The 21040-nt window shown below is 52.1% G+C and carries 8 protein-coding genes and 1 riboswitch; of the genes, 6 read left to right on the top strand and 2 right to left on the bottom strand.

Annotated elements, in window-relative coordinates:
* Positions 1–198: 198 nt before the first annotated feature.
* The 3 genes from I4V53_RS04175 (at position 199) to I4V53_RS04185 (ending at position 3583) form a co-directional block, all read left to right on the top strand.
* On the top strand, positions 199–2127 hold the full coding sequence (locus I4V53_RS04175; RefSeq protein WP_195984135.1) for a sensor domain-containing diguanylate cyclase: 1929 nt from the start codon (positions 199–201) through the stop codon (positions 2125–2127).
* 37 nt (positions 2128–2164) lie between these two features.
* Positions 2165–2359: riboswitch (cobalamin riboswitch) on the top strand.
* Between the two features lie 160 nt (positions 2360–2519).
* Positions 2520–3269: an energy-coupling factor ABC transporter permease gene (locus I4V53_RS04180; protein ID WP_195984136.1), complete on the top strand. Its 750-nt coding sequence runs from the start codon at positions 2520–2522 to the stop codon at positions 3267–3269.
* 2 nt (positions 3270–3271) lie between these two features.
* Positions 3272–3583, top strand: coding sequence for an energy-coupling factor ABC transporter substrate-binding protein (locus I4V53_RS04185; RefSeq protein WP_195984137.1), 312 nt, complete (start codon positions 3272–3274; stop codon positions 3581–3583).
* A gap of 51 nt (positions 3584–3634) precedes the next feature.
* On the opposite strand, the gene I4V53_RS04190 is transcribed toward I4V53_RS04185, so the two are convergent.
* The gene (locus I4V53_RS04190; protein ID WP_195984138.1) at positions 3635–4069 is read right to left on the bottom strand and encodes a MerR family transcriptional regulator; all 435 of its coding nucleotides are present in this window, start codon (positions 4067–4069) and stop codon (positions 3635–3637) included.
* Positions 4070–4377: 308 nt separating this feature from the next.
* Here I4V53_RS04190 and I4V53_RS04195 point away from each other — a divergent pair, with 308 nt between their 5' ends.
* Together I4V53_RS04195 and I4V53_RS04200 are read left to right on the top strand one after the other, a co-directional pair.
* A complete protein-coding gene (locus tag I4V53_RS04195) occupies positions 4378–12087 on the top strand; it encodes a glycoside hydrolase family 2 TIM barrel-domain containing protein (RefSeq protein WP_195984139.1) in 7710 nt (2569 codons plus the stop codon).
* A gap of 403 nt (positions 12088–12490) precedes the next feature.
* The gene (locus tag I4V53_RS04200) at positions 12491–17827 is read left to right on the top strand and encodes an alpha-L-fucosidase (RefSeq protein WP_195984140.1); all 5337 of its coding nucleotides are present in this window, start codon (positions 12491–12493) and stop codon (positions 17825–17827) included.
* Positions 17828–17972: 145 nt separating this feature from the next.
* Here I4V53_RS04200 and I4V53_RS04205 read toward each other — a convergent pair whose 3' ends face one another.
* Positions 17973–19130 carry an FtsW/RodA/SpoVE family cell cycle protein gene (locus I4V53_RS04205; protein ID WP_195984141.1) on the bottom strand — a complete coding sequence of 386 codons (1158 nt, stop codon included), beginning with the start codon at positions 19128–19130 and terminating at the stop codon, positions 17973–17975.
* Between the two features lie 525 nt (positions 19131–19655).
* On the opposite strand from I4V53_RS04205, the gene I4V53_RS04210 reads away from it, so the two are divergent.
* Positions 19656–21011, top strand: coding sequence for an MATE family efflux transporter (locus tag I4V53_RS04210; protein WP_195984142.1), 1356 nt, complete (start codon positions 19656–19658; stop codon positions 21009–21011).
* The last annotated feature ends 29 nt before the right edge of the window (positions 21012–21040 follow it).

The raw sequence follows: 21040 nt of genomic DNA on the forward strand, positions 1-21040 counted from the left end.
AGAGAGAATGCGAGTTTGTTAAATTAAAAGGAATATTATGGAATATACAAATAGAAGAAATAAATATGACTTAAATTTATGGATTGAAACTATATAGGGTACATTAAATGCTATAATGTAAAATCATATATAGACTTTGCGACGCAAAGCACGCAAGAGACGCATCAGGCGTTTCTTACATTTAAAGAGGGATAGGGCATGAAAAAGAATATATTGCTGCGGACCAATCTGATGGTTTGTGTCATTATCGTAATCGGTTTTTGCCTGACGGCTGTCCTCAGCTATCAGGCAAATTTTGACACGTCTTTGCAAAGCGTTGAGCAGGTTTCCTCTCTGACCTCAGAGGGGATTTATTATCAACTGACAACCACCTTTACAAAACCGGTAAATATCTCGCTTACAATGGCAAACGACAGCCTGTTGCGGGATCTGCTCAGCAGTGAGGCAACATATCTGGAGGATGAAGACTATATCGGAAGACTCCGGAAATATTTAGGAAACTATCAGGAGAAATACAGTTATGATTCGGTTTTTCTGGTTTCCACGGCAACCGGCAGATACTACAACTTCCGTGGACTGGACCGGGTTTTAACACGTGATAATCCGGAAAATGTCTGGTATTACGAGCTGCTGGACAGCGACGCGGATTATGCGATGAATGTGGACAATGACGAAGCGGCAAATAATGAAATTACAGTCTTTGTGAACTGTAAAATCAAATCGGACGCGGGGACTACGCTGGGAATTGTAGGAGTAGGACTGCGCATCGACTATTTGCAAAGCTTGCTGCATGAGTACGAAAGAGAGTTTGGCGTTCAAACCTATTTGATAGACGATACAGGAAAAATTGAAATTTCCACGCAGTATTCAGGCTATGAACAGGAAAATCTATTCGAGCTGAATGCTTTCAGCAGCGACGTAAAACATAGAATCCTGGATTGGACGGTGGGGGAATCCGCGTGCAGCTTTTGGACCTCCGAAGGCGATACGGCCGGTTTGTCCAGTTATATGGTTGCGCGCTATCTGCCGGAGCTGTCCTGGCATCTGGTGGTGGAAAGAAATATCGGTCCCTTGATGGAAGAGCTTTACCGGCAGCTTTTTCAGACTGTCCTGATTATTATTGCGATCATCGGAATTATCCTTGTGGTAATCACATATGTAATCCGGGGTTTTAATAAAAAAATCATGGAGATGAATGAAAAGCAAAAGGAAATTTTCCGGCAGACAACGGAGCAGATGTATGATAACATCTATGAGCTGAATATAACGCAGAACCAGGCGGCAGGCAAAAGTACAAAGCGGTATTTTGAGAGCCTGGGGATGCCGGGAGATATCCCCTACGACCAGGCGCTTCTGGGAATTGCAAAAAAGCAAATTAAAGAAGAGTTTCGAGAAGGCTACATTTCCACCTTTGCGCCGGAAAACGTACTAAGGGAATATGAAAAGGGGAATACGCATCTGCGGTATGATTTCATGATCCGTTTGGACGGCGAGGACTATTTCTGGCTGCGGATTGACGCCCATACATATTTTTGGCCGGAGGATGGCTGCATCCACATGTTTACATACCGCAAAAATATTGATAAAGAGAAGAAGCAGGCGTTTGAGATGACCGAACTGGCCCAGAAGGATGAAATGACGGGGCTTTATACCAAAATGGCCACGGCACGTCGGATCAATCGGCTGCTGGAGCAGAGTTCAACCGGCCGGTACGCTTTTTTCATTTTTGATATCGATAATTTTAAACAGGCGAACGATTCCCATGGACATGCCTTTGGCGACTCTGTGATTGTTACATTTGTAGATACTATTAAGAGGTATTTTCATGAGGAAGCGGTCATTGGCAGGATCGGCGGCGATGAATTTGTCGCTTTTACTCTGATTGCCGACAGGCAGCAGGCGGATGAAATAGGTAGAAAGCTTTCCGCTGCGCTGCATATGCAGCATGTGGTTGGACAGATGAGCTGGAGCATATCCGCCAGTATCGGTGTGGCAATATCGCCTGAGAATGGAACGACATTTGAGTTGTTGTACAAATGTGCGGATACAGCTCTTTATCAGACCAAAAAACGTGGAAAAAACGGATATACAATTTATCCGAGTGCACGGCCAGGCAAAGACAATTAAAAATTCCTGTACAGATCAGGAAATCTATGGTATATTATTTTTACAGACATTACAAGGTGCCCGAGGCTTTCAGCCGGTCGGGAGAATAGGGAAACGGGTGTAAATCCCGTGCGGGACCGCCGCCGTAAAGGGCAAGTTCCGGCTTTTTTATGCCACTGTGGGTACACATGGGAAGGCAGAGCCGGGGCGCAAACGCCTGAGCCGGAAGACCTGCCTTGTAGTTGATATTCTGCCTGGGAGAGACCTCAAGAGGCGGGAACTGCGCGGCGGACGGACAAAACGTTTGCGCAGGCTGCATTCAGCTTGCCGCATCGGTAACTGTTTGTTATCCTATGCCTTTCTCTTTTCAGAGAAAGGCATTTTTTGCGGCATAATTTGTAAGGAGGAAAAACATGACTCGAAATGAAAAGAAAGTATTTGTCCTTTCCATTGTGTTGGGCGCTGTGCTCTGTGTACCCCAGAATGCATTTGCCATGCACATTATGGAAGGATATTTGCCCCCGCTGTATTGTGTTTTTTGGGGCGCCGTTTGTATCCCGTTTCTGGCGGGGGGAGTAATTTCCATCCGGCATACGATCCAGCGGCAGAGGAAGGCGTTGCTGCTGCTTGCGATGGCCGGAGCGTTTATCTTTGTAATCTCTTCGCTTAAAATCCCCTCTGTTACGGGCAGCTGCAGCCATATGACCGGCACCGGCTTGGCGGCCATCCTTTTTGGCCCGGTTGCCGCAAGCGTTTTGGGGATTATTGTGCTGGTTTTTCAGGCCGTTCTTTTGGCGCACGGTGGGTTGACTTCCCTGGGGGCCAATACGTTCAGCATGGCAATCGCCGGCCCTCTGCTCAGCTGGGGCCTGTATAAACTGGGCAAAAAATGCAGGATTCCCCGTCTGGCCAATATTTTTATCGCGGCGACTTTGGGCGACTTGTTTACCTATTGTGTGACCAGCCTGCAACTGGCTCTGGCAAATCCGAGTGCAGAGGGCGGGATTGCCGCAAGTATCGTGAAGTTCCTGGGCGTATTTGCGCCCACACAGCTTCCGCTTGCGGTGATTGAGGGAATTCTGACAATGCTCATTATTCTTGGATTGGAAAGTTATGCAAAGCCGGAACTGCGTGAGATCGGTTTTCTGGAGGAGGAAGCTTGACTATGAGTAAAAAGACGAAAATCGTAGTGCTATCCCTCATTTTGGTGGTGTTGCTTGCTGTTGTGCCGTTGTTTGTTTTGAAAGGTGCGGCATTCGGCGGGAGTGATGACGCGGGAAGCCAGATGGTGGAACAGATTCGCGGAGAAGCCTATGAGCCGTGGTTCACACCGGTACTGGAACAGGCGATTGGCGGGGAGCTTCCAGGGGAAATTGAGAGCCTTCTATTCTGTGTGCAGACGGGTCTCGGCGTTGGCGTGATCGCATACGGATTTGGCTTTTTTGTGGCTCGTAAAAGGTACAGTAAAGAAGAGTAAAAGAATACATGACGGATAAAAAATGCCTGCGGTTTTCACCGCAGGCATTTTTTATCCGTCATGAGAATTGTAGGTTTTTTCCCGATAGGCGTCCCAATTGGGTATTGGAAATCCGGCTGTGATCGCCTGTTTGATGTCGCCGTAATAATTTAGCTTTCGTTTTACATGCTCATACGCGTTTTGCAGCTGCGCAAGTTGGTTTTCCACGTTTTCTCTTTGCTGTTCAAGGAGAGACAGGATGTCGTCGATGCGCTCCTGCTCCTTTTCTTCATAAGAAAAGAAGGCCTGCAGCTGCGAGATCGTCATGCCGGTCTGTTTAAAACAACAGATCGTCTTTAACCGGTTCACATGCTTTTCTTCATAGATGCGCTGTCCGGAATCCGTCCGGGCGATGTCCGTCAAAATACCGACTTCTTCATAATAGCGCAGGGTGGAGGTGGGAAGCTGAAATAAATTGGAAATTTCCTTTATCGTATAGGGTTTCATGATGGTTCCTCTCTGCTCCATACATCGTTGTCTGGAAAAGCTGCGGTAAAAATGGTGTATGTATTTATCATATATGGATGTGGTGGATCTGTCAAATACCGCTATTTTGAGGGAACCGGAAATCAAGCGCTTCCTGTGCAATTTCAGGATTTGAATAGATTTTTCTAAAGTTATTATTTGAAACAAAAAAATAGAATGTTTATGATATTGTTAAAAATATTAGTGCTTTTGATTAAGGAGGGGTGGTGAAGTTTGATTTATCTTGGAGGAGTTGTTCGTCATATGAGAGATGGAAAAGGAGAAGAAAAGTGAAAAACAGAAAAATTGCCTGGATTTTGGCGGTTGCCATGCTGTTCAATGGGACCGGACTCGGCAGCACGCTGACTTTTGCAGCGCAGAATGATCCAGGGATTCAATGGACCGGCAATGAATGGACGGGGAATCCCCAACAGTTTCAAGTAAACCGGCAGCCTGCCCACACGGCGTTTGTGCCGTATGACACGGAGGAAAAGGCCGTTGCCAGAACAGAGGAAGATTCCCAATATTATCAGCTGCTGAACGGGGAATGGAGCTTCCAGTACGCGGAGAAACCCGCGGATCGCAATACCGAATTTTACAAAGAAAATTACGACGTCAGTTCCTGGGATACCATTCAGGTGCCCGGAAACTGGCAGACACAGGGATACGATAAGCCGATTTACACCAATTCAACATATCCGTGGACATTGAACGGCGGCGGAAAAAATGATTACAACAATGCGACAGCGCCAACCGGCTATAACCCGGTCGGTTCTTACCGCCGCAGCTTTACGGTCAATCCCGGGATGCTGGATGGCGGGCGGCAGATTTTTATGTCCTTCCAGGGCGTGGAGTCGGCGTTTTACCTTTGGATCAACGGGGAACAGGTCGGCTACAGTGAAGACAGTTATACCCCCGCGGACTTTAATATTACCCCTTACTTGAAAGAAGGAGAAAACTCCGTTTCGGTACAGGTGTACCGTTGGTCCGACGGCAGTTACATGGAGGATCAGGATTTTATCCGGCTGAGTGGTATTTTCCGCGACGTTTTCCTGTACTCTAAAGATCAAGTGGAGATTTTTGACTATGAGACCGTCACGGATTTGGACGGCGATTATCAAAACGCAACGTTCAAACTCTCCGTTCAGGCGCGGCGTTTGGCGGAGAATGCGTCTCCCGGCTATACCGTCCATGCCAAGCTGCTGGACGACACGCAGAACCCCGTTTTTGAAAAGGATTTTGAGCCGGAGTTTACCGGCGAAACAGACGCGATGGGCTATGATATTGCCACCATGAGAGTGGAGCAGGAAATCGCGTCGCCCAAGCTGTGGAGCGCGGAAAAACCGAACCTCTATACGCTGGTTCTGGAGCTGTGCGACCCGTCGGGAAAAAGCGTGGAATTTGCCAGCTCCCGCATCGGATTCCGGGAAGTGGAGCTGCGGGACAATGAAGGCCTGTTTGTCAACGGTCAAAACGTGATTATGAAGGGCTTTAACCGGCATGAGACTTCGCCGGATACCGGACGCACCGTGAGCCGCGAGCTGATGGAGCAGGATATTATTTTGATGAAACAGGCGAACGTCAATACCGTCCGGACTTCGCACTACCCCAATGACAGCTATTGGTATGAGCTCTGCGATGAATATGGGATGTATGTGGTCGACGAGGCAAATATCGAAGCACACGGCGCGATGCACAATGTCCCGGGCAACAATTCCAATAAATGGTTCGCCGTGCATCTGGACCGTATGACCAGTATGGTGGAACGTGATAAGAACCATCCCAGCGTCATTATGTGGTCGATGGGAAACGAATCCGGCGCAGGCTCCGTATTCCAGCAGATTTACGACTGGACAAAGGCGCGGGATACGACCCGTCCGGTGCATTATTTTAATTCCAGAGGAGATGGAAGCGCAGATTATTCCGATACCCGCTCCTCTACCTATCCCTCTGCGGACGGCTCCTTCTCCGGCAGAATCAGCCTGCCCGGCGTGGCGACAGACAACAATCCCAAGCCCTACTTTGCGCATGAATACGCGCACTCCATGGGTAACAGTACCGGCAACCTGCAGGAATATGTCGATGTGTTTGAAAAATACGACAAGCTGATCGGTGGATGTATCTGGGACTGGGTGGATCAGTCCATCCGCGTGAATCTGGGCGGCGAGAAAAAGAACGTTTTGCCAGACAGCGGCCCCAACAAGCTGCACGCCGATTTTACAGGCTCTTTGGTCACCGGCAAAAATGCGGATAACGCGCTGGCCGGCACAGCAAAACTGCCGGCGGACCCGGTGTTCGATACAACAGGCAGTTTTACAGTGGAAGCGCTGGTAAAGCAGACCGGAAAAAACAGCAGCGGATACGATACAATTATTGCAAAGGGCAATGAGCAGTTCACGTTGCAGTGCACCAACAACAATCTGGAGTTCTGCTTTAAGAGCGGCAATGCCTGGGTGTCCGCTACAACACCCGTCCCGTCCGACTGGATGAACAACTGGCACAAGGTAACAGGTGTGTTCAGCGCAGAAGACAGCACATTGAAGATTTATCTGGATGGCAAAGAGGTTAAGTCGATTTCCACCGGCGGTAAGAATGTGCGCAACACCAATACCTATGCGGTCACAGTCGGCGAGAATCTGGAGCGCGCGGGCCGGACGTTTACCGGTAAAATTGACGATGTCCGCGTCTATAACCGTGCGCTGACCGCACAGGAGGTGGCAGACGCCAGTATAGCGCCGCAGGACGACTCCGTTTTATTCTGGTGCGATTTCAACGCGTTGGATTCTGCAAACCTTCTTGTAGACCGGGGCCCCAAAGGACTGAACGCGACATATACCGGGACATTGGAAGCAAGGGACGATCTGGGCTACGGCACCGCGTTGGAGGGCACGGCGACACTGCCCGCGAGCGAGGCGCTGAATATCACAGGCAGCCTGACGCTGGAAGCGCTGGTTTATCCCAACCGGGTAACCGGGAGTACCAACGGTGCGCTGATTACAAAGGGCAACAGTCAGTATGCCATGAAGTATATTGGAAACACCGCGCAGAATAAGAGCGTTGTGGAGTTCTTTATCTATGACGCAAATGCGACCGGTTCCTCCAGCGCCAAATGGGTCAGCCTGGAGGCGTCAGTTCCGGACGACTGGTTTGAGAACTGGCATCAGGTGGTTTCCACTTTTGACGCGGAAGCGGGAACCATCAATATCTACATTGACGGTCAGCTCTCTGCGAGCAAAAAGGTCAGCGTCAAGACCTTCTCCAGCAATGAATACCAGGTGGCGGTCGGCACAGACACGGAACGCAGCGGCAGGGAGTTCAGCGGCAAGATCGACAATGTCCGCGTCTACAACCGCGCGTTGTCTCCGGAGGAAATCCGTGCGGATAACCGCAAGCCGTCCGACAATGGCGTGGCGCTCTGGATGGATTTTGATTCAGTGGAGGAAGTCGACACCGGTGTCAATGAGCAATCCTACTTCGGTTACGGCGGGGACTGGGGCGATAAGACCAATGACAGTAACTTTTGCAGCAACGGCGTCATTTTCCCGGATCGGACTCTGCATCCGGCTTACGCGGAAGTAAAAAAAGCCTATCAGGGCGTGAGGCTCACAGCATCCGACCTCTCCAAAGGCGAAATAAAAGTGGATAACCTGCTGGAGTTTACCAACCTGAATGAATATGACTGCGTCTGGACACTGTACAACAACAATGTGGAAGTACAGGCCGGTGTTTTGACAGATGAGCAGATCGACCTTCCCGGCAACAGTTCCAAGATCATCACCGTTGGATACCAAACGCCGGATACGGTCCGCGAGGGCAGCGAGTTCCTGCTCAATATTGAATTTAAATTGAAGGAAGATACCCTCTGGGCGAAAAAAGGCCAGGTCGTTGCGTTTGAGCAGTTCAAGACGGACTTTACCGCGAATCAGCCCGGTCTGACATTGGATACCTCCAAAAAATTTACAGAGGTAAAGCAGGACGGAGACATTCTTACCGCAAAGGGAGATGGGTTCGAGGTACGGTTCAACACGGCAAAAGGAGAGCTCACTTCCTATCAAAACAACGGCAAGGAAATGATTCAGAGTGCGCCGAAGCCCAATTACTGGCGCGCCAGGATTGACAATGGAACCATTAACGCAAAATACCGCGATCCGGCCGCATCCGTGGGACAGGTCGCGGTGGAACAGACGGATTCCAAAATTGTGATCCGCGTGCCGCTGTCCTATTCCTCTTTGAATAATTCCACCAACGTAGTAGAATACGTTATTTATCCGACGGGAGACATTGTGGTAACCAGCAATTTTGACTCCAAGGCGTCCGAAATGCTGGGCCGCGTCGGTATGAAGATGGAGTTGCCGCAGGGATACGAAAACGTCACCTACTATGGCAGGGGTCCGGACGAAAACTATGTGGATCGCAAAACCGGCTCTCTGGTCGGCGTTTATGAGACCACTGTGGACGATATGTTTGTACCGTACATGAAGCCGCAGGAAAACGGAAACCGCACCGACGTCCGTTGGGTTTCCCTGACCGACGAAGCGGGCGACGGATTGCTGGTTTCCACGGATACGCAGATGGAATTCGGCGCACAGCACTATTCCGCCTCGGAGCTGAACAGCAAAGCGCATCCGTACGAACTGAAGAAATCCGACCAGGTTTACCTGACGCTCGACTACATGCAGACCGGGCTGGGCAACGGGAGCTGCGGGCCCACCATGTTGGAAAAATACAAGGTGCAGTCCAACAGGAAATACACGTTTACCTACCGGATGCGCCCGGTTACAGGCCAGAACAATTCCGTGGAGCAGATGATGAACGAAGCCCAGAAGGCCATCATCTCCCAGACGCTGACCGGGATTAAAGTGGACGGCCGGCTGCTGCCCGACTTTGCGCTGGATCAGCACGAGTATACCATCCCATATCTGAGCAGCCGGACAGAGGTTCCGCATGTAGAAGCGGCCACTGCGCATTCGTCCATCCAGGCGGAGGTAGAACAGGCGGCGTCCTTTGACGAAACGGCTGTCATCCGCATCGACGATATTGAGGGCAACCCGCAGGTTTACACCATTCATTTCGTCAAAATGGATGAGGTGCCTTTGGAAGATGTGGTATGGAAGTCCGCCTCCACCGGCTGGAAAGAGATCGCAAAGGGTACCAACCTGAACGGCGGTCCGATGGAACTGACCGTCAATGGGGAGAGAAAACAATTTAACAGCGGTTTGGGCGTCCACGCGGCGTCTGAAATTGTCTATGATATTGAGGGCCTCGGTTATGACATTTTTGAAACCTATCTCGGCCTCGACTGGCTGGGCGGAACCGCCAGCGACGGTTCGCCCGCACTTGGTGAAGCGAAATTTGAAATCTGGGTGGATGGCGAGCTGGCATACGAATCTCCCCGGATGACACAGGAGACGGAGGCAGAATACGTCCGTCTGAATATCATCGGTGCAAAAGAACTGAGGCTGGTGGTTGATCCGCTGGGTACAAACGCGCACGACCACAGCGACTGGGCGAACGCCCGGTTCCTGCCGAGAAGCGACAGCGACCGGGAACAGATTGCCGTGCAGGGCATTCCGGAACAGATCCGTCTGAAGAAAGGCGATTTTACAACGCTTTCGCTGGAAACCGATCCAATAGACGCGGTTTGCAGTTTTGCGGTTGCGCCTGCGGCGGGCGTCCTCTCCATCCAGGAAAATCGAGTCACGGCGGCGAATGCCGGAAAAGCGGAAGTCCTGGTCCGTATTTCCAAGGAAGGGTATGAAACCCGCTACATCTCCGTTCCGGTAAGCGTCTATGAAGAAGAACCGACCATTGTTGATGTCGAGCATATTACCCGCGCTACCTTGACCGGAAAGGCGCCGGCGCTGCCGGAAGAGATCGGACTAAAGTATTCCGATGGGACAACCGGGAAAATCGGTATCAAGTGGGCGGACATCAGTGCCGACCAGTATGCAAAAGAAGGTGCCTTCACAGTGGAGGGCACAGTGGAAGGCACTGGAATGAAGCCAACCTGCACCGTAACAGTCAGTAAGACCAACACAGTATCTGCTGTGGAAACAATCACAGCGTCTGTACCGCTGCATGGAACCGCGCAGCTTCCTGAGCAGATTTCCGTCATCATGGCGGATGGTTCAGAGCAGAAGAAAGCGGTTGCCTGGGACCGTACGGACGACGCGGCAGCCTCTTTGGGGTTCCACATCGTTGAAGGAACGGTAGCGGGAAGCGACGTCAAAGCAGTCTGCGAGCTTTATGTATACAGTGAAATCAATTTGATTGAAAAGATCGCTGCTTCTGCTGCGAATACGCCTGCGGGTACCGCGCCGGTTCTGCCGAGAACAGCAGAAGTTACCTATTTCGATGGATCCACAACGAATTGTGAGATTGTCTGGAACACGGTTCCGCAGGAAGCGTATCAGGAAGAGGGAAGCTTCTCTGTATTCGGGTTTGTGGAAGGTTTTGGAACCAAGGCGGAATGCGTCGTTACCGTGACGCCGTCTGAAGAGCCGGGCCGTGAATATGCTCTGACAACTCGTTTTGATACCAATGCACGGATTGCGGTAGATGGGGAAAACACCGATCTTGCCAACCTGACCGGCGTCTACAAGGCGGCGCTGAAAGCGGGCGAAGCGTTCACACTGGTCTTCACCCCCAGAGTGGAAGGCAGAGAGTTCCTCTCCGCCCAGCTCAACGGCAAGGATGTTTCCGACGCGATTGGATTCAATGAGGAAACTAACGAGTCCGCGTTCACTTACGAGGGCGAAATGGCAAAGGCGGACAAGGAACTGAACTTTGCGTTCACCACTGTGAACAAGCAGGTTTTGCGCACGGTCATCTCTATCGCGGAAGACCTCCGCAGCGGCGACGAGTACGGCGCGGCAATTCCGACCGTGCGGAAGGCATTTGACAAGGCGCTGGAAAACGCGCAGTCCGTGGAAGCCGACCGGAAGGCCAATCAGGAAGCCATCGACAACGCATGGTCGAAGATGCTGAAAGCCATCCATTTCCTGAGCTTTGCCGAGGGCGACACCACCGAATTGGAACATCTGCTGGCTGTGATCGAGATGCTTGACCCGGCGGATTACACCTCCGACAGCTGGGCGGCGCTCCAGACCGCCGTCGATACCGCGAAAGAGCTGATCGCGGACGGCGAACCGCTCCAGGCGGACGTGGAAAAAGCATACGACGCGCTGAAAAAGGCGTGGAACGCCCTGGTCCGCGCGGCGGATAAGAACCTTCTGCAAGAGGTGGTCAACACGGCGCTGGCGATCGATCTGAACGAGTATCTGGACGAGGGCAAGGAAGCCTTCTCCGAGGCGCTCACCCACGCGCAGGCTGTGCTGGAAGACCAGGACGCAACTGCGGCGGAAGTCAATGCGGCATTGTCCGCGCTGAACAACGCGATGCAGGCGCTCCGCAAGATTCCGACCAAGGACGCGCTGAAAGACGTGCTCAATATGTACAACACACTGGATCTCAGCAAGTACACGGATACCAGCGTTGCGGCCCTCAAGGCGTCCGTCAATCTGGCAAACGGCGTGCTGGACGATCCGGACGCGACCGGCGAAGAAATCGCGCAGGCGATCGACCTCGTCACCAACGCGTACAACGGCCTGCAGCTGAAACCGGAAAACAAACCCTCCAGGGGCTCCGGCAGCCGCACGCCATCCTACGGCAACCTCTACGGCGCGCAGGGTATCGCGGTGGTAAACGCGGCTCAGGGCGTGGTACAGCAGGCGTTCGTTCGTTCCGATACCACTCTGGACTTCACGCTCAGGAGAGGCGGTGCGTACTGCTTCAAGATGACGGTTGTCAACGGCAACGGACAGGTTCCGAGCTTCACCGTGGGCGACGGCGGCGTGCTCAAGACCCAGTTTGTGGCGAAGATCGGCAACGACTGCTATTACAGAGTCTACGCCGTTGGCGCACCGGGCCAGAGCACCGGCGTGTATACGGCGCTGAATGGGCAGACGCCGGTTAAACACTGTACGGTAACGATTGATTAAATACCCACGCATCGTCTGCGTCATTCTCCGCAGATGCGAGAAACACATTCCGGATGCAAGTGCGCTGGACGAATAGAAACAAATAAACAGCTGGCGTTCTTGGAACCACATTGGTTCCAAGAACGCCTTTTGTTTGCTGAAATGGTTCATTAGAATCAAAAAAGTATACAAGCAAATCGTCTTAAATTGACGAAACTTTAGTTGAAAATCTAATAAATTCAGACATGGAAATTGGTTATCCAGAAAATTCCGCAAATGTACAAAAAACATATACAATCATATACCCATGAAACGAAAAGTAATTTGATAAATAATGTGCAAAATGCTACAATCATAACCATAGGGACTGGAATGGGAGAAGGAACCAGTCCGTATATAGTATGAAGAAGGAAGGATGAAAAAAGTGAAGACATTGAAAAAATGCCTCGCTGCGCTGATTGCCGCTATGATGCTTCTGCAGCCTCTGGCCATGCAGGCGTATGGAGCGGCGGCGGATGCCGACGCACCTGAAGTGTACGGTCCGGTTCCAACGGCAACGCAGCTGCAGTATCATGAGGAGGAGCTTTCCGCATTTATCCACTACGGCCCGAATACCTATACGGGCCGCGAATGGGGCGACGGAAGAGAAGATCCCAATGTGTTCAATCCTACAGGGCTGGATACCGACCAATGGGTCAAGGCTTTGAAGGACGCGGGTTTTGAGCGCATTATCATGATCGGCCGCCATCACGACGGTTTCTGCCTGTGGGAAAGCGACGCCACTACGCACGATGTGGGCAGCAGCACGAATTTCCAGCAGACACAGGCCGCAAGAGGGCAGTCCGGAGACGTATTCCTGGAGCTTTCCAAGTCCTGCACAAAGTACGACATGGATATGGGTCTGTACCTGTCTCCGTGGGATGCCAACAATCCCAGCTATGGGTATGGCGGGGGATCGGACGACGCGACCGATACCAACGGCGACTACAACGAATATTACATGAATCAGCTGAGAGAGGTACTCGGCAACCCGAAGTATGGAAACAACGGAAAATTTGTAGAAGTGTGGATGGATGGCGCCAAAGGAAGCGGCGCCGCCGCACAGAATTACAAATTCCAGGAATGGTTCGACCTGATTGAGGAATTGCAGCCCGGCGCGGTGGTATTCAGCCCCTACGGTTCCACCGTCCGCTGGATTGGCAACGAGTCCGGCAAGGCGGGCGATCCCTGCTGGTCCAAGCTGGATCAGATGCGCCAGAGAAACTGGTACGACGCGCACGGCGGCGATGAGGCTGCCTATCTGAATGTCGGCGATCCCAATGGCGACATCTGGAGCATCGGTGAATGCGACGTTTCCCTTACCTCCGGCTGGTTCTGGAAAGCCGGCAAGCAGCCGAAGAGTATGGAAGAATTGACCGATATCTATTTTAAATCGGTAGGCCGCGGCCAGCCGCTGCTGCTGAATGTGCCGCCGGATACAACAGGTGTTCTGCCTCAGAACTTTGTGGACCGCATCTCCGAATTCGGCGAGACGATCCGCTCTACGTTCCGCAATGACCTGACCAAAAAGGACGGCGTTTCAGCGTCTGCAACCGCGGTCAGAGGCGATAACGCCAAATTTGCAGCCGCCAACGTGCTGGACGATGATCCGGATACCTATTGGACCATGGACGACGGCCAGACAACCGGCAGCATTACCATTGATCTTGGCGGTACGCAGTTATTTGACATTGTCTCCATCGAGGAATACATCAAGTTGGGACAGCGTATCTCCAGCTTTACCGTAGAAGCGCATACCTCCACGGGCTGGAAGGACTTTGGCAGCGGATATACCATTGGCGCAAAACGTCTGGTGCGGGGAAATCCCGTGCGTGCAGACCAAATCCGTATTAATATCACAGGTTCCTATGCGGTTCCGCTGATTGAAAACGTCGGCGTGTTTAAAGCAGAAGGCGCGTTTGAACAGGAAAATCCGTTCCCGGAGGGGCTGGATCTGATAGACGACCGCGACTTCTCCAGAAGCGGAAACTGGCACGAGGAAACCATTGACGGCCTGAACGATACGGGCATTTGGGCGGACCCCGGTGCAGAAGCCAGCTTTACCTTTACCGGTACAAAAGCATGGATTGTCGGCACAAAGGATCCAAACCACGGTGTGATGGATGTGTACATCGACGGTACAAAGGTGGCGTCGCCGAACGCCTATCAGGCGAACCGTCAGCTCAAGCAGGTTTTGTATGAAACCGATATCCTGCCCTATGGAGAGCATACCATCCGCATGGTGTGCGTCAATAAGGCAACCGGTTTGGACGCCGCGCTGGTATTGGCCAACAACGGCGCGGGCATGTTTGAGATCGATCCGAAGACCTATACGGTCAACGAGGGTGCGACAACGGAAATCACCATTAAACGCGTAGGCGGTACGAACGGAAGCGTTTCGGTTGATTTTGAGACTTCACCGGATACGGCGGTTCACGGCAGGCACTACAATGATATTTCCAAAACCGTGACCTTTGCGGACGGGCAGGAGACTGCTGCCGTAACCGTGGAAGCGATTGAGAACAACGAGATTACAGGAGACCTCCGCTTCTTCGGCGATATCGTCAATCCGGCGGATGGCGCGATTCTCGGTTTCAATACCAGAGCGGAAATCACAATTAAAGATAATGATTCAGACATCATAAAGGAACTGAGAGAGACGCTGGAAGCGGCAAGCGGAAAGAACGAAGGCCTCTATACAGCGGCGAGCTGGGCGGGCTTCGCTGCGGCGAAACAGGCGGCGCAGGAAGCTTTGGACAATGCGGAAGCAACGGAAGAACAGCTCCGGACGGCGCTCACCAATCTGCAATCCGCACAGGAAGCGCTTATAACCCGCACCAGCTATACGGCGGACGACCCGTTTGTATTCCCGAAGGAAAACGACGGTACCAAGCTGGCAGAGGCGGAATTCTTTACATTGGTTCCTATTTCCGGCGACAAATATGTGCGAATTGAGTCGGACGCGAGCGCCAGCAACGGCAAAAAAGTCGGCTGGATGGAGCCGGGCAATGTAATTAAGCTGGCTTACAACGCACCCAAAGCAGGAACGTATAGCGTCGACTGCCGGTATCAGAGCGGCAGATTGAACGAAAACACGGCAAACACGATCAACTGGAGCGGTGATCATATTACGAGCGGTTCGGTCCGCGTGTTTGGCGCTGCCAGCGCGCCGTACAAAAACGTTACGTTTGAGCTGGAAATTACCCAGCCGGGACCGGGAGAACTGGTCATCACGGCGGATTCCAACGCTGCCCCAAACCTGGATAAATTTGAAATCACCGCAAAGGAATTGGTCTCCAACCGTTACACCATCACGGCGGCTGCCGGTGAAAACGGCGCTATTGCGCCCTCCGGTGCAGTGGAAGTGGAAGAGGGAGAAAACCAGACGTTTGCCATCACGCCGGATCGTGGGTACGAAGTGGCTGATGTATTGGTGGACGGCGTCTCCGCCGGTGCGGTTAAGACCTATACATTCGAGGCGGTCGATGCAAATCATACGATTGAAGCAACCTTCCGCGCCATGAACTATTATGGCGAAAACAATCCGGTCGTTTTAAACAGCGATACGACGCCTGTCAATGTAGAGGCGGAGGCGCTTGAGTTTGGCGACGGCGCTTTGGTGGAAGAAAAAGCTGGCGCCAGCGGCGGCAAGCTGGTCGGCTGGCTTGGCAACTGCGGCGCGCACGGCAACGCGTGGCTGAACCTGTGGCTGGATGTGCCGCAGGATGCGGAATATGATATTTCCTTCCGGTATTTCTCCGGCGCAAACGACGACTTGTATTATGAGAACCTGGATCAATCCATCAGCAGCAGCATTGCCTGCGAGCTGACGCAGCCAAACTTTGGCACAAAGACCATTCGCGTGGCCTTGAAGAAGGGTGTTGACCGCATTAAATTCTTCAACGACCTGAAATCCACCGCGAATATCGATTCCTTTACCCTCACCAGGGTGCAGGTGGAGGAGCCGCTTACCGTCGTTTCGGTTGTCAATCCGGAAGCACAGACGGTGGATTATGGCACTGCTTTTGAGGTGCTTCGTCTCCCGGCGACGGTAGAGGTTGCACTCAGCGACGAAAGCAGCGCAACGGCGGCTGTTACATGGGACAGCAGCGTGTATGATCCGGAGACGGTCGGAACGCAACGCATTGCCGGCGATCTGCAATTTGCAGACGAAGCGATTACAAATCCGGAGAATGTGAAGGCGGAAGCCTCCATTACCGTTCGTCCGAAAGGTGAGCAAACAGCGCATGTCCTGAACCTGCAATACGGCGTCAATGCGAAATTGACAGTGGAAGGCGATACAAAGGTTATTATTGAACGCGACGGCCTCTATGGCGCAAAAGTTATGGCGGGCGAAACGCTTCGCTTTACGTTTGATCCAGTTAACGGCCGGTTCTCCAGCGCGGAACTGAACGGCGAAGCGATTGACTTTGCTCCGGACGGCTTTACCTATGAGTATGTGATGCCTGACGAATCAGCCATTCTGCGCTTCACCTTCAGCAGGGTTGACAAATCCATTCTGGAGGCTGTGCTGGAAGTGGCAAATGAAGTGACGGATGAGGAACTGGACGAATTGATTGCCTCGGTCCGTGAACAGTTCATCGATGCGCGCGAGCAGGCACAGAAGGTTTACAAGGACCCGGCAGCCACGGAAGAGCAGATCGACAAAGCCTGGAAGGATTTGATTGATGCGCTGCATCTCCTGAGCTTTAAAGAAGGCGACAAGGCTGTACTGGAGTCGCTTGTCCAAATTGCAGAGCTGATCGATCTGGAGAAATTCACACCGAAGAGTCAGGAAGGCTTTGCGGAGGCGCTCGCCGCCGCGCAGGAGCTTTGTGATTCGGAGGAAGCCTTGGAAGAAGATGTGAAAAAGGCGTACGATACCCTGTACGAGGCGATTGTTAACCTGAAGTTTAAGGCGGATACAGCGTCTCTGCAAACGCTGATAGATCAGGCGGCCGACATGGATCTGGAAGGGTACCTCGACGGCGCTGAAAAGGACGCTTTTAAAAAGGCTTATGCGGCGGCCGCTGTGGTTTTGGCAGATGAGAATGCAACACAGAAGCAGGTAGACGATGCGGCTGCGGCTCTGTTTGAGGCGATGGCAGACCTGCGCAAAGTCCCGGATAAAAACGCGCTGAAAGCGCTGCTTGACAAGTATGCGGATATGAAACCGGACGGTTACAATGCGTCGCTTTACGCGGCGTTCCAGGCGGCAATGCAGGTGGCGGATGAGGTTTACAGCGATCCATATGCAACGCCCAAGCAGATTGCAGCGGCATGCGACGGCGTGGAAACCACCTATACCATTATGACAAAACTGCATGACAAGCCCTCTGGCGGCGGATCATCCGGCGGCAACCGTCCTTCCGGCGGCCAGACCGGAGGAGAAGGAACGGCAGTTGTGGGCGCGGTTCCGGTAGTAACGGCGGCGCAAAATGTGATTGCACAGCCTTCCGTACGTTCTGACACCACGCTTCCGTTTGTCTTGAAGAAGGGCAGCGCATATTGCTTCAAGATGACAGTGCTGAACGGCAGCACCGCGGCGCCCAGCTTTACCGTAGGCAACGGCAATGTGCTGAAGACCCAGTTTGTGGCAAAGATCGGCAACGACTGCTATTACAGAGTCTGGGCGGTCGGCGCACCGGGCCAGAGCACCGGCGTGTATACCACGATGGTAAATGAAGCGCCGCAAAAGCACTGTGTCATTACGATTGGCTAAGCGCGTAAAAGCATAAAAGAAAGCATGTATGTAAGTACATGCTCCGCACAAAATTTAAGGCTCATCTCTCCGTCAAAGGCGGAGGGATGAGCCTGCTTTTTGTATCGCCCGTAAATTTGTGATACAGGTTGCCTGCGGTTTCTGCCTATGAATGAATTTTAACGATGTCCATATTGATTTTGTGCATCGCAACACATTGCACCAGACCGAATCCAAAGTACAGACACGCGGCGGAAGAACCGCCCGCGCTGAAAAACGGAAGTGTAACGCCCATGACAGGGAACAGGTTCAGGCACATTCCCAGATTAAAAGCCATCTGGGAGGCGATCATGCCGAAGAACCCAAAACAGATGCAGCTGCCGAGCGGTTCGGTCGCGTGCCGTGCGACGTGGATGGTCCGCAGGAGGAGCAGGAACAGCAGGACGATAATCAGCGCACAGCCGATAAAACCCAGTTGCTCGCCCGCAACAGAAAAAATGTAGTCGCTCTGCTGCACGGGAACGCTTCCCTTTTGCACGCGGGAATCGGGAGAAAATAAACCGCGCCCCCAAAGCTGTCCGCTACCAATGGAAATTTTCCCCTGCAGCTGCTGCAGGCCTTTGCCGGTCGGGTCGGTTTCCGGATGCAGGAAGATGGTAAACCGGTCGCGTTGGTAATCGTCCAGCACATGCTCCCAAACCAGTGGAAAAGCGGCGACCATCGCGGCAAATAATGCAACGAAGTACCGAAGCTGAACGCCCGCGCCAAAGCTCATAGCAAGGAACATGCAAAAGAAAATAGCGGCGGAACCGGCGTCGCCCTGCAGCTGAAAGACAACTGCAACAGGGATCAGCGCGTGCAGCGCCAAAAGGACAACATGCGGCAGTCGTTCTAAAAGGCCGCGTTCCTTTAAAACCGATAGATGCTTGGAAAACGTGATGATAAATCCGATCTTGATCAGTTCGGAGGGTTGAAACGTGCCCAAAGCCGGTATTTTGATCCAGGCCTTGGCACTGATGCCTCCGGAGTTTTCAACTGCAATTCCAAAAAAGTGCGTGTAGATAATTAAGAAAATACAGAACCCGGCGATCAAATACCATAGATTGCTGATGTCGCGATAATCGATCAGGGTGATGAACCATGCGCCGATGTATCCGATGAGCATTGCCAGCAGATGCGTGGCAAACCAGGAACGCTTTCCCGCGGGGGAGGGAACGGTTCTTAAAAGCAGCAGGCTGTATGCGGAGATTGCCAGCATGATCAGCCACAGGAGCTTGTCAGCCCGTTTAAAGTAGTCAATAAAGGATTTTCCCATTCTTTCCATATCAGTACCTCTGCGTATTTTAATCCGTCAGACTTTGCGGAATCGGGGGGATAAAGCAGGCAAAGTGTGGCATTTTTCGTGTAGATTTATTATAGCATAGGGAAAACGCATCCACAATAAACAAAACGTTACAGAAAAATGCGTTTGATGAGGCCGCAAAACAGTGAATTCTATTCTAAACCAATAAAATTGACAAATCGTGAACGTATCACTATAATAGAAACAAATCCAATGAAAAGATGGGGATTATGAAAGCCAATTCCAGACTTTGTATCAGAGGCTGCTCCGCACAAATGAAAACGATGAAGCGTTGTCCGGAGCATATGAATTTCATCGGCAAATAGCAAATGAGAAGGGGGTTTTTGAATCCTCAGCTTTGCTGTTGCCCGTTGAAAGGTTTGAAAAGTGTTGCCGCGGACAGGCGCTTTGTCCGCGGCTGTTTTATTTTCTGTTACAAACAAAACAGGAGGCCGCACGAGAGCGGGCCTCCTGTTTTGTATTTTTGAAGTCTGGAGTGTGTTTTTAATGAAACAATACGATTTAACAAATGGAAGCGTACCCAAGCAGCTCCTAAAATTTGCGTTTCCGATATTCATTGCGAATCTGTTACAGTCCTGCTACAGCATTGTGGATATGGTGGTGGTAGGGCGGTTTGTCGGCAAAGCCGGACTGGCGGCGGTCAGCAACGCCGCAATGATCGGTTTTATCATCCAGTCGGTGTGTACCGGCGTTACAATGGGCGGAACGGTACTGATCGCGCAGTATAAAGGCGCGCACGATGCGCAGGGACAGAGGCACGCAATTGGCACCTTGTTCAGCGTATCGGCGGTTGCCGCGGCGCTGGTTACTCTGGCAAGCCTGCTTACCTACCGCGCGGTGTTTCAATTGATGCGTGTTCCGGCAGGAGCAATACAGCTGGCGGAGGATTACATGCAGGTGATCTGCTGGGGAACTCTTTTTGTATTTGGCTATAATGCGGTCTGTTCGATCATGCGCGGACTGGGAGACTCCCAAAGCCCCTTACTCTTTGTGGCAATCGCCACAGTGATCAATATTGCACTGGATTTGCTGCTGGTTGGTCCTCTGAAGATGGGAACGAGAGGAGCGGCATTGGCTACCATCGTTTCGCAGGGCGCGTCCTTTGTCATATCGCTCTTTTATCTGAAACGGCGTGCCGTTTTATCTGATTTTACCGTACAGGATCTGTGGATCAGGGGGCCGGTCTGCCGCATGCTTTTAAAAATAGGCCTTCCGTCCGCAGTACAGACCGCGGTACTCAATCTTTCCTATCTGTTGGTGACGGGGATGCTCAACGAGTACGGCGTAGCGGTAGCCGCGGCGTCCGGTATCGGACTGAAGGTCAATACGTTTGCCGCGATGCCGTGTTGGGCGGTAGGGCAGGCGGTCACCACCATGGCGGGGCAGAATATGGGTGCGCGCCAACCCCTGCGCGCGGCAAAGACCGCAAAAACCGGGTTGTGGATCAGTCTGGGAGCTTCCTTCATTACCATGCTGTTGGTTCAGGCTTTTGTCGGTCCTATCATTGGACTGTTCAATTCGGATCCGGAGGTCATTCGGGAGGGGATACAATATCTGCGGATCTGCTGTTCTTTAAATTCCCTGCTCTATGCGGCAATGTATACGTTCGACTCGTTTGCAACCGGCGTGGGCGATTCTCTGTTTGCCATGTGCAATGCGCTGCTGCATTCTGTGGTGATGCGTCTGCTGCTCAGCTGGCTTTTGGGAAGTGTATTGGGGTACGGTTTTATCGGCATTTATTGGGGAGAAATGCTTTCTCCCATTTTTTCCTTTTTTGCAGGCCTGGTTTACTTTGCCGGCGGCCGGTGGAAAAGACATGGTTTATTGACACAACGGGAGTAAAAGAAAAGCGCATCTGCAAAGAAACCGCT

This window comes from Clostridium sp. D33t1_170424_F3, assembly GCF_015667585.1.
Classification (GTDB): domain Bacteria; phylum Bacillota; class Clostridia; order Oscillospirales; family Acutalibacteraceae; genus Anaeromassilibacillus.

Bases quoted from the DNA above. Each gene is read 5' to 3' on its own strand.
- I4V53_RS04190 (WP_195984138.1), bottom strand. From the start codon at position 4,069: ATGAAACCCTATACGATAAAGGAAATTTCCAATTTATTTCAGCTTCCC.
- I4V53_RS04210 (WP_195984142.1), top strand. From the start codon at position 19,656: ATGAAACAATACGATTTAACAAATGGAAGCGTACCCAAGCAGCTCCTA.
- I4V53_RS04175 (WP_195984135.1), top strand. From the start codon at position 199: ATGAAAAAGAATATATTGCTGCGGACCAATCTGATGGTTTGTGTCATT.
- I4V53_RS04180 (WP_195984136.1), top strand. From the start codon at position 2,520: ATGACTCGAAATGAAAAGAAAGTATTTGTCCTTTCCATTGTGTTGGGC.
- I4V53_RS04205 (WP_195984141.1), bottom strand. From the start codon at position 19,130: ATGGAAAGAATGGGAAAATCCTTTATTGACTACTTTAAACGGGCTGAC.
- I4V53_RS04185 (WP_195984137.1), top strand. From the start codon at position 3,272: ATGAGTAAAAAGACGAAAATCGTAGTGCTATCCCTCATTTTGGTGGTG.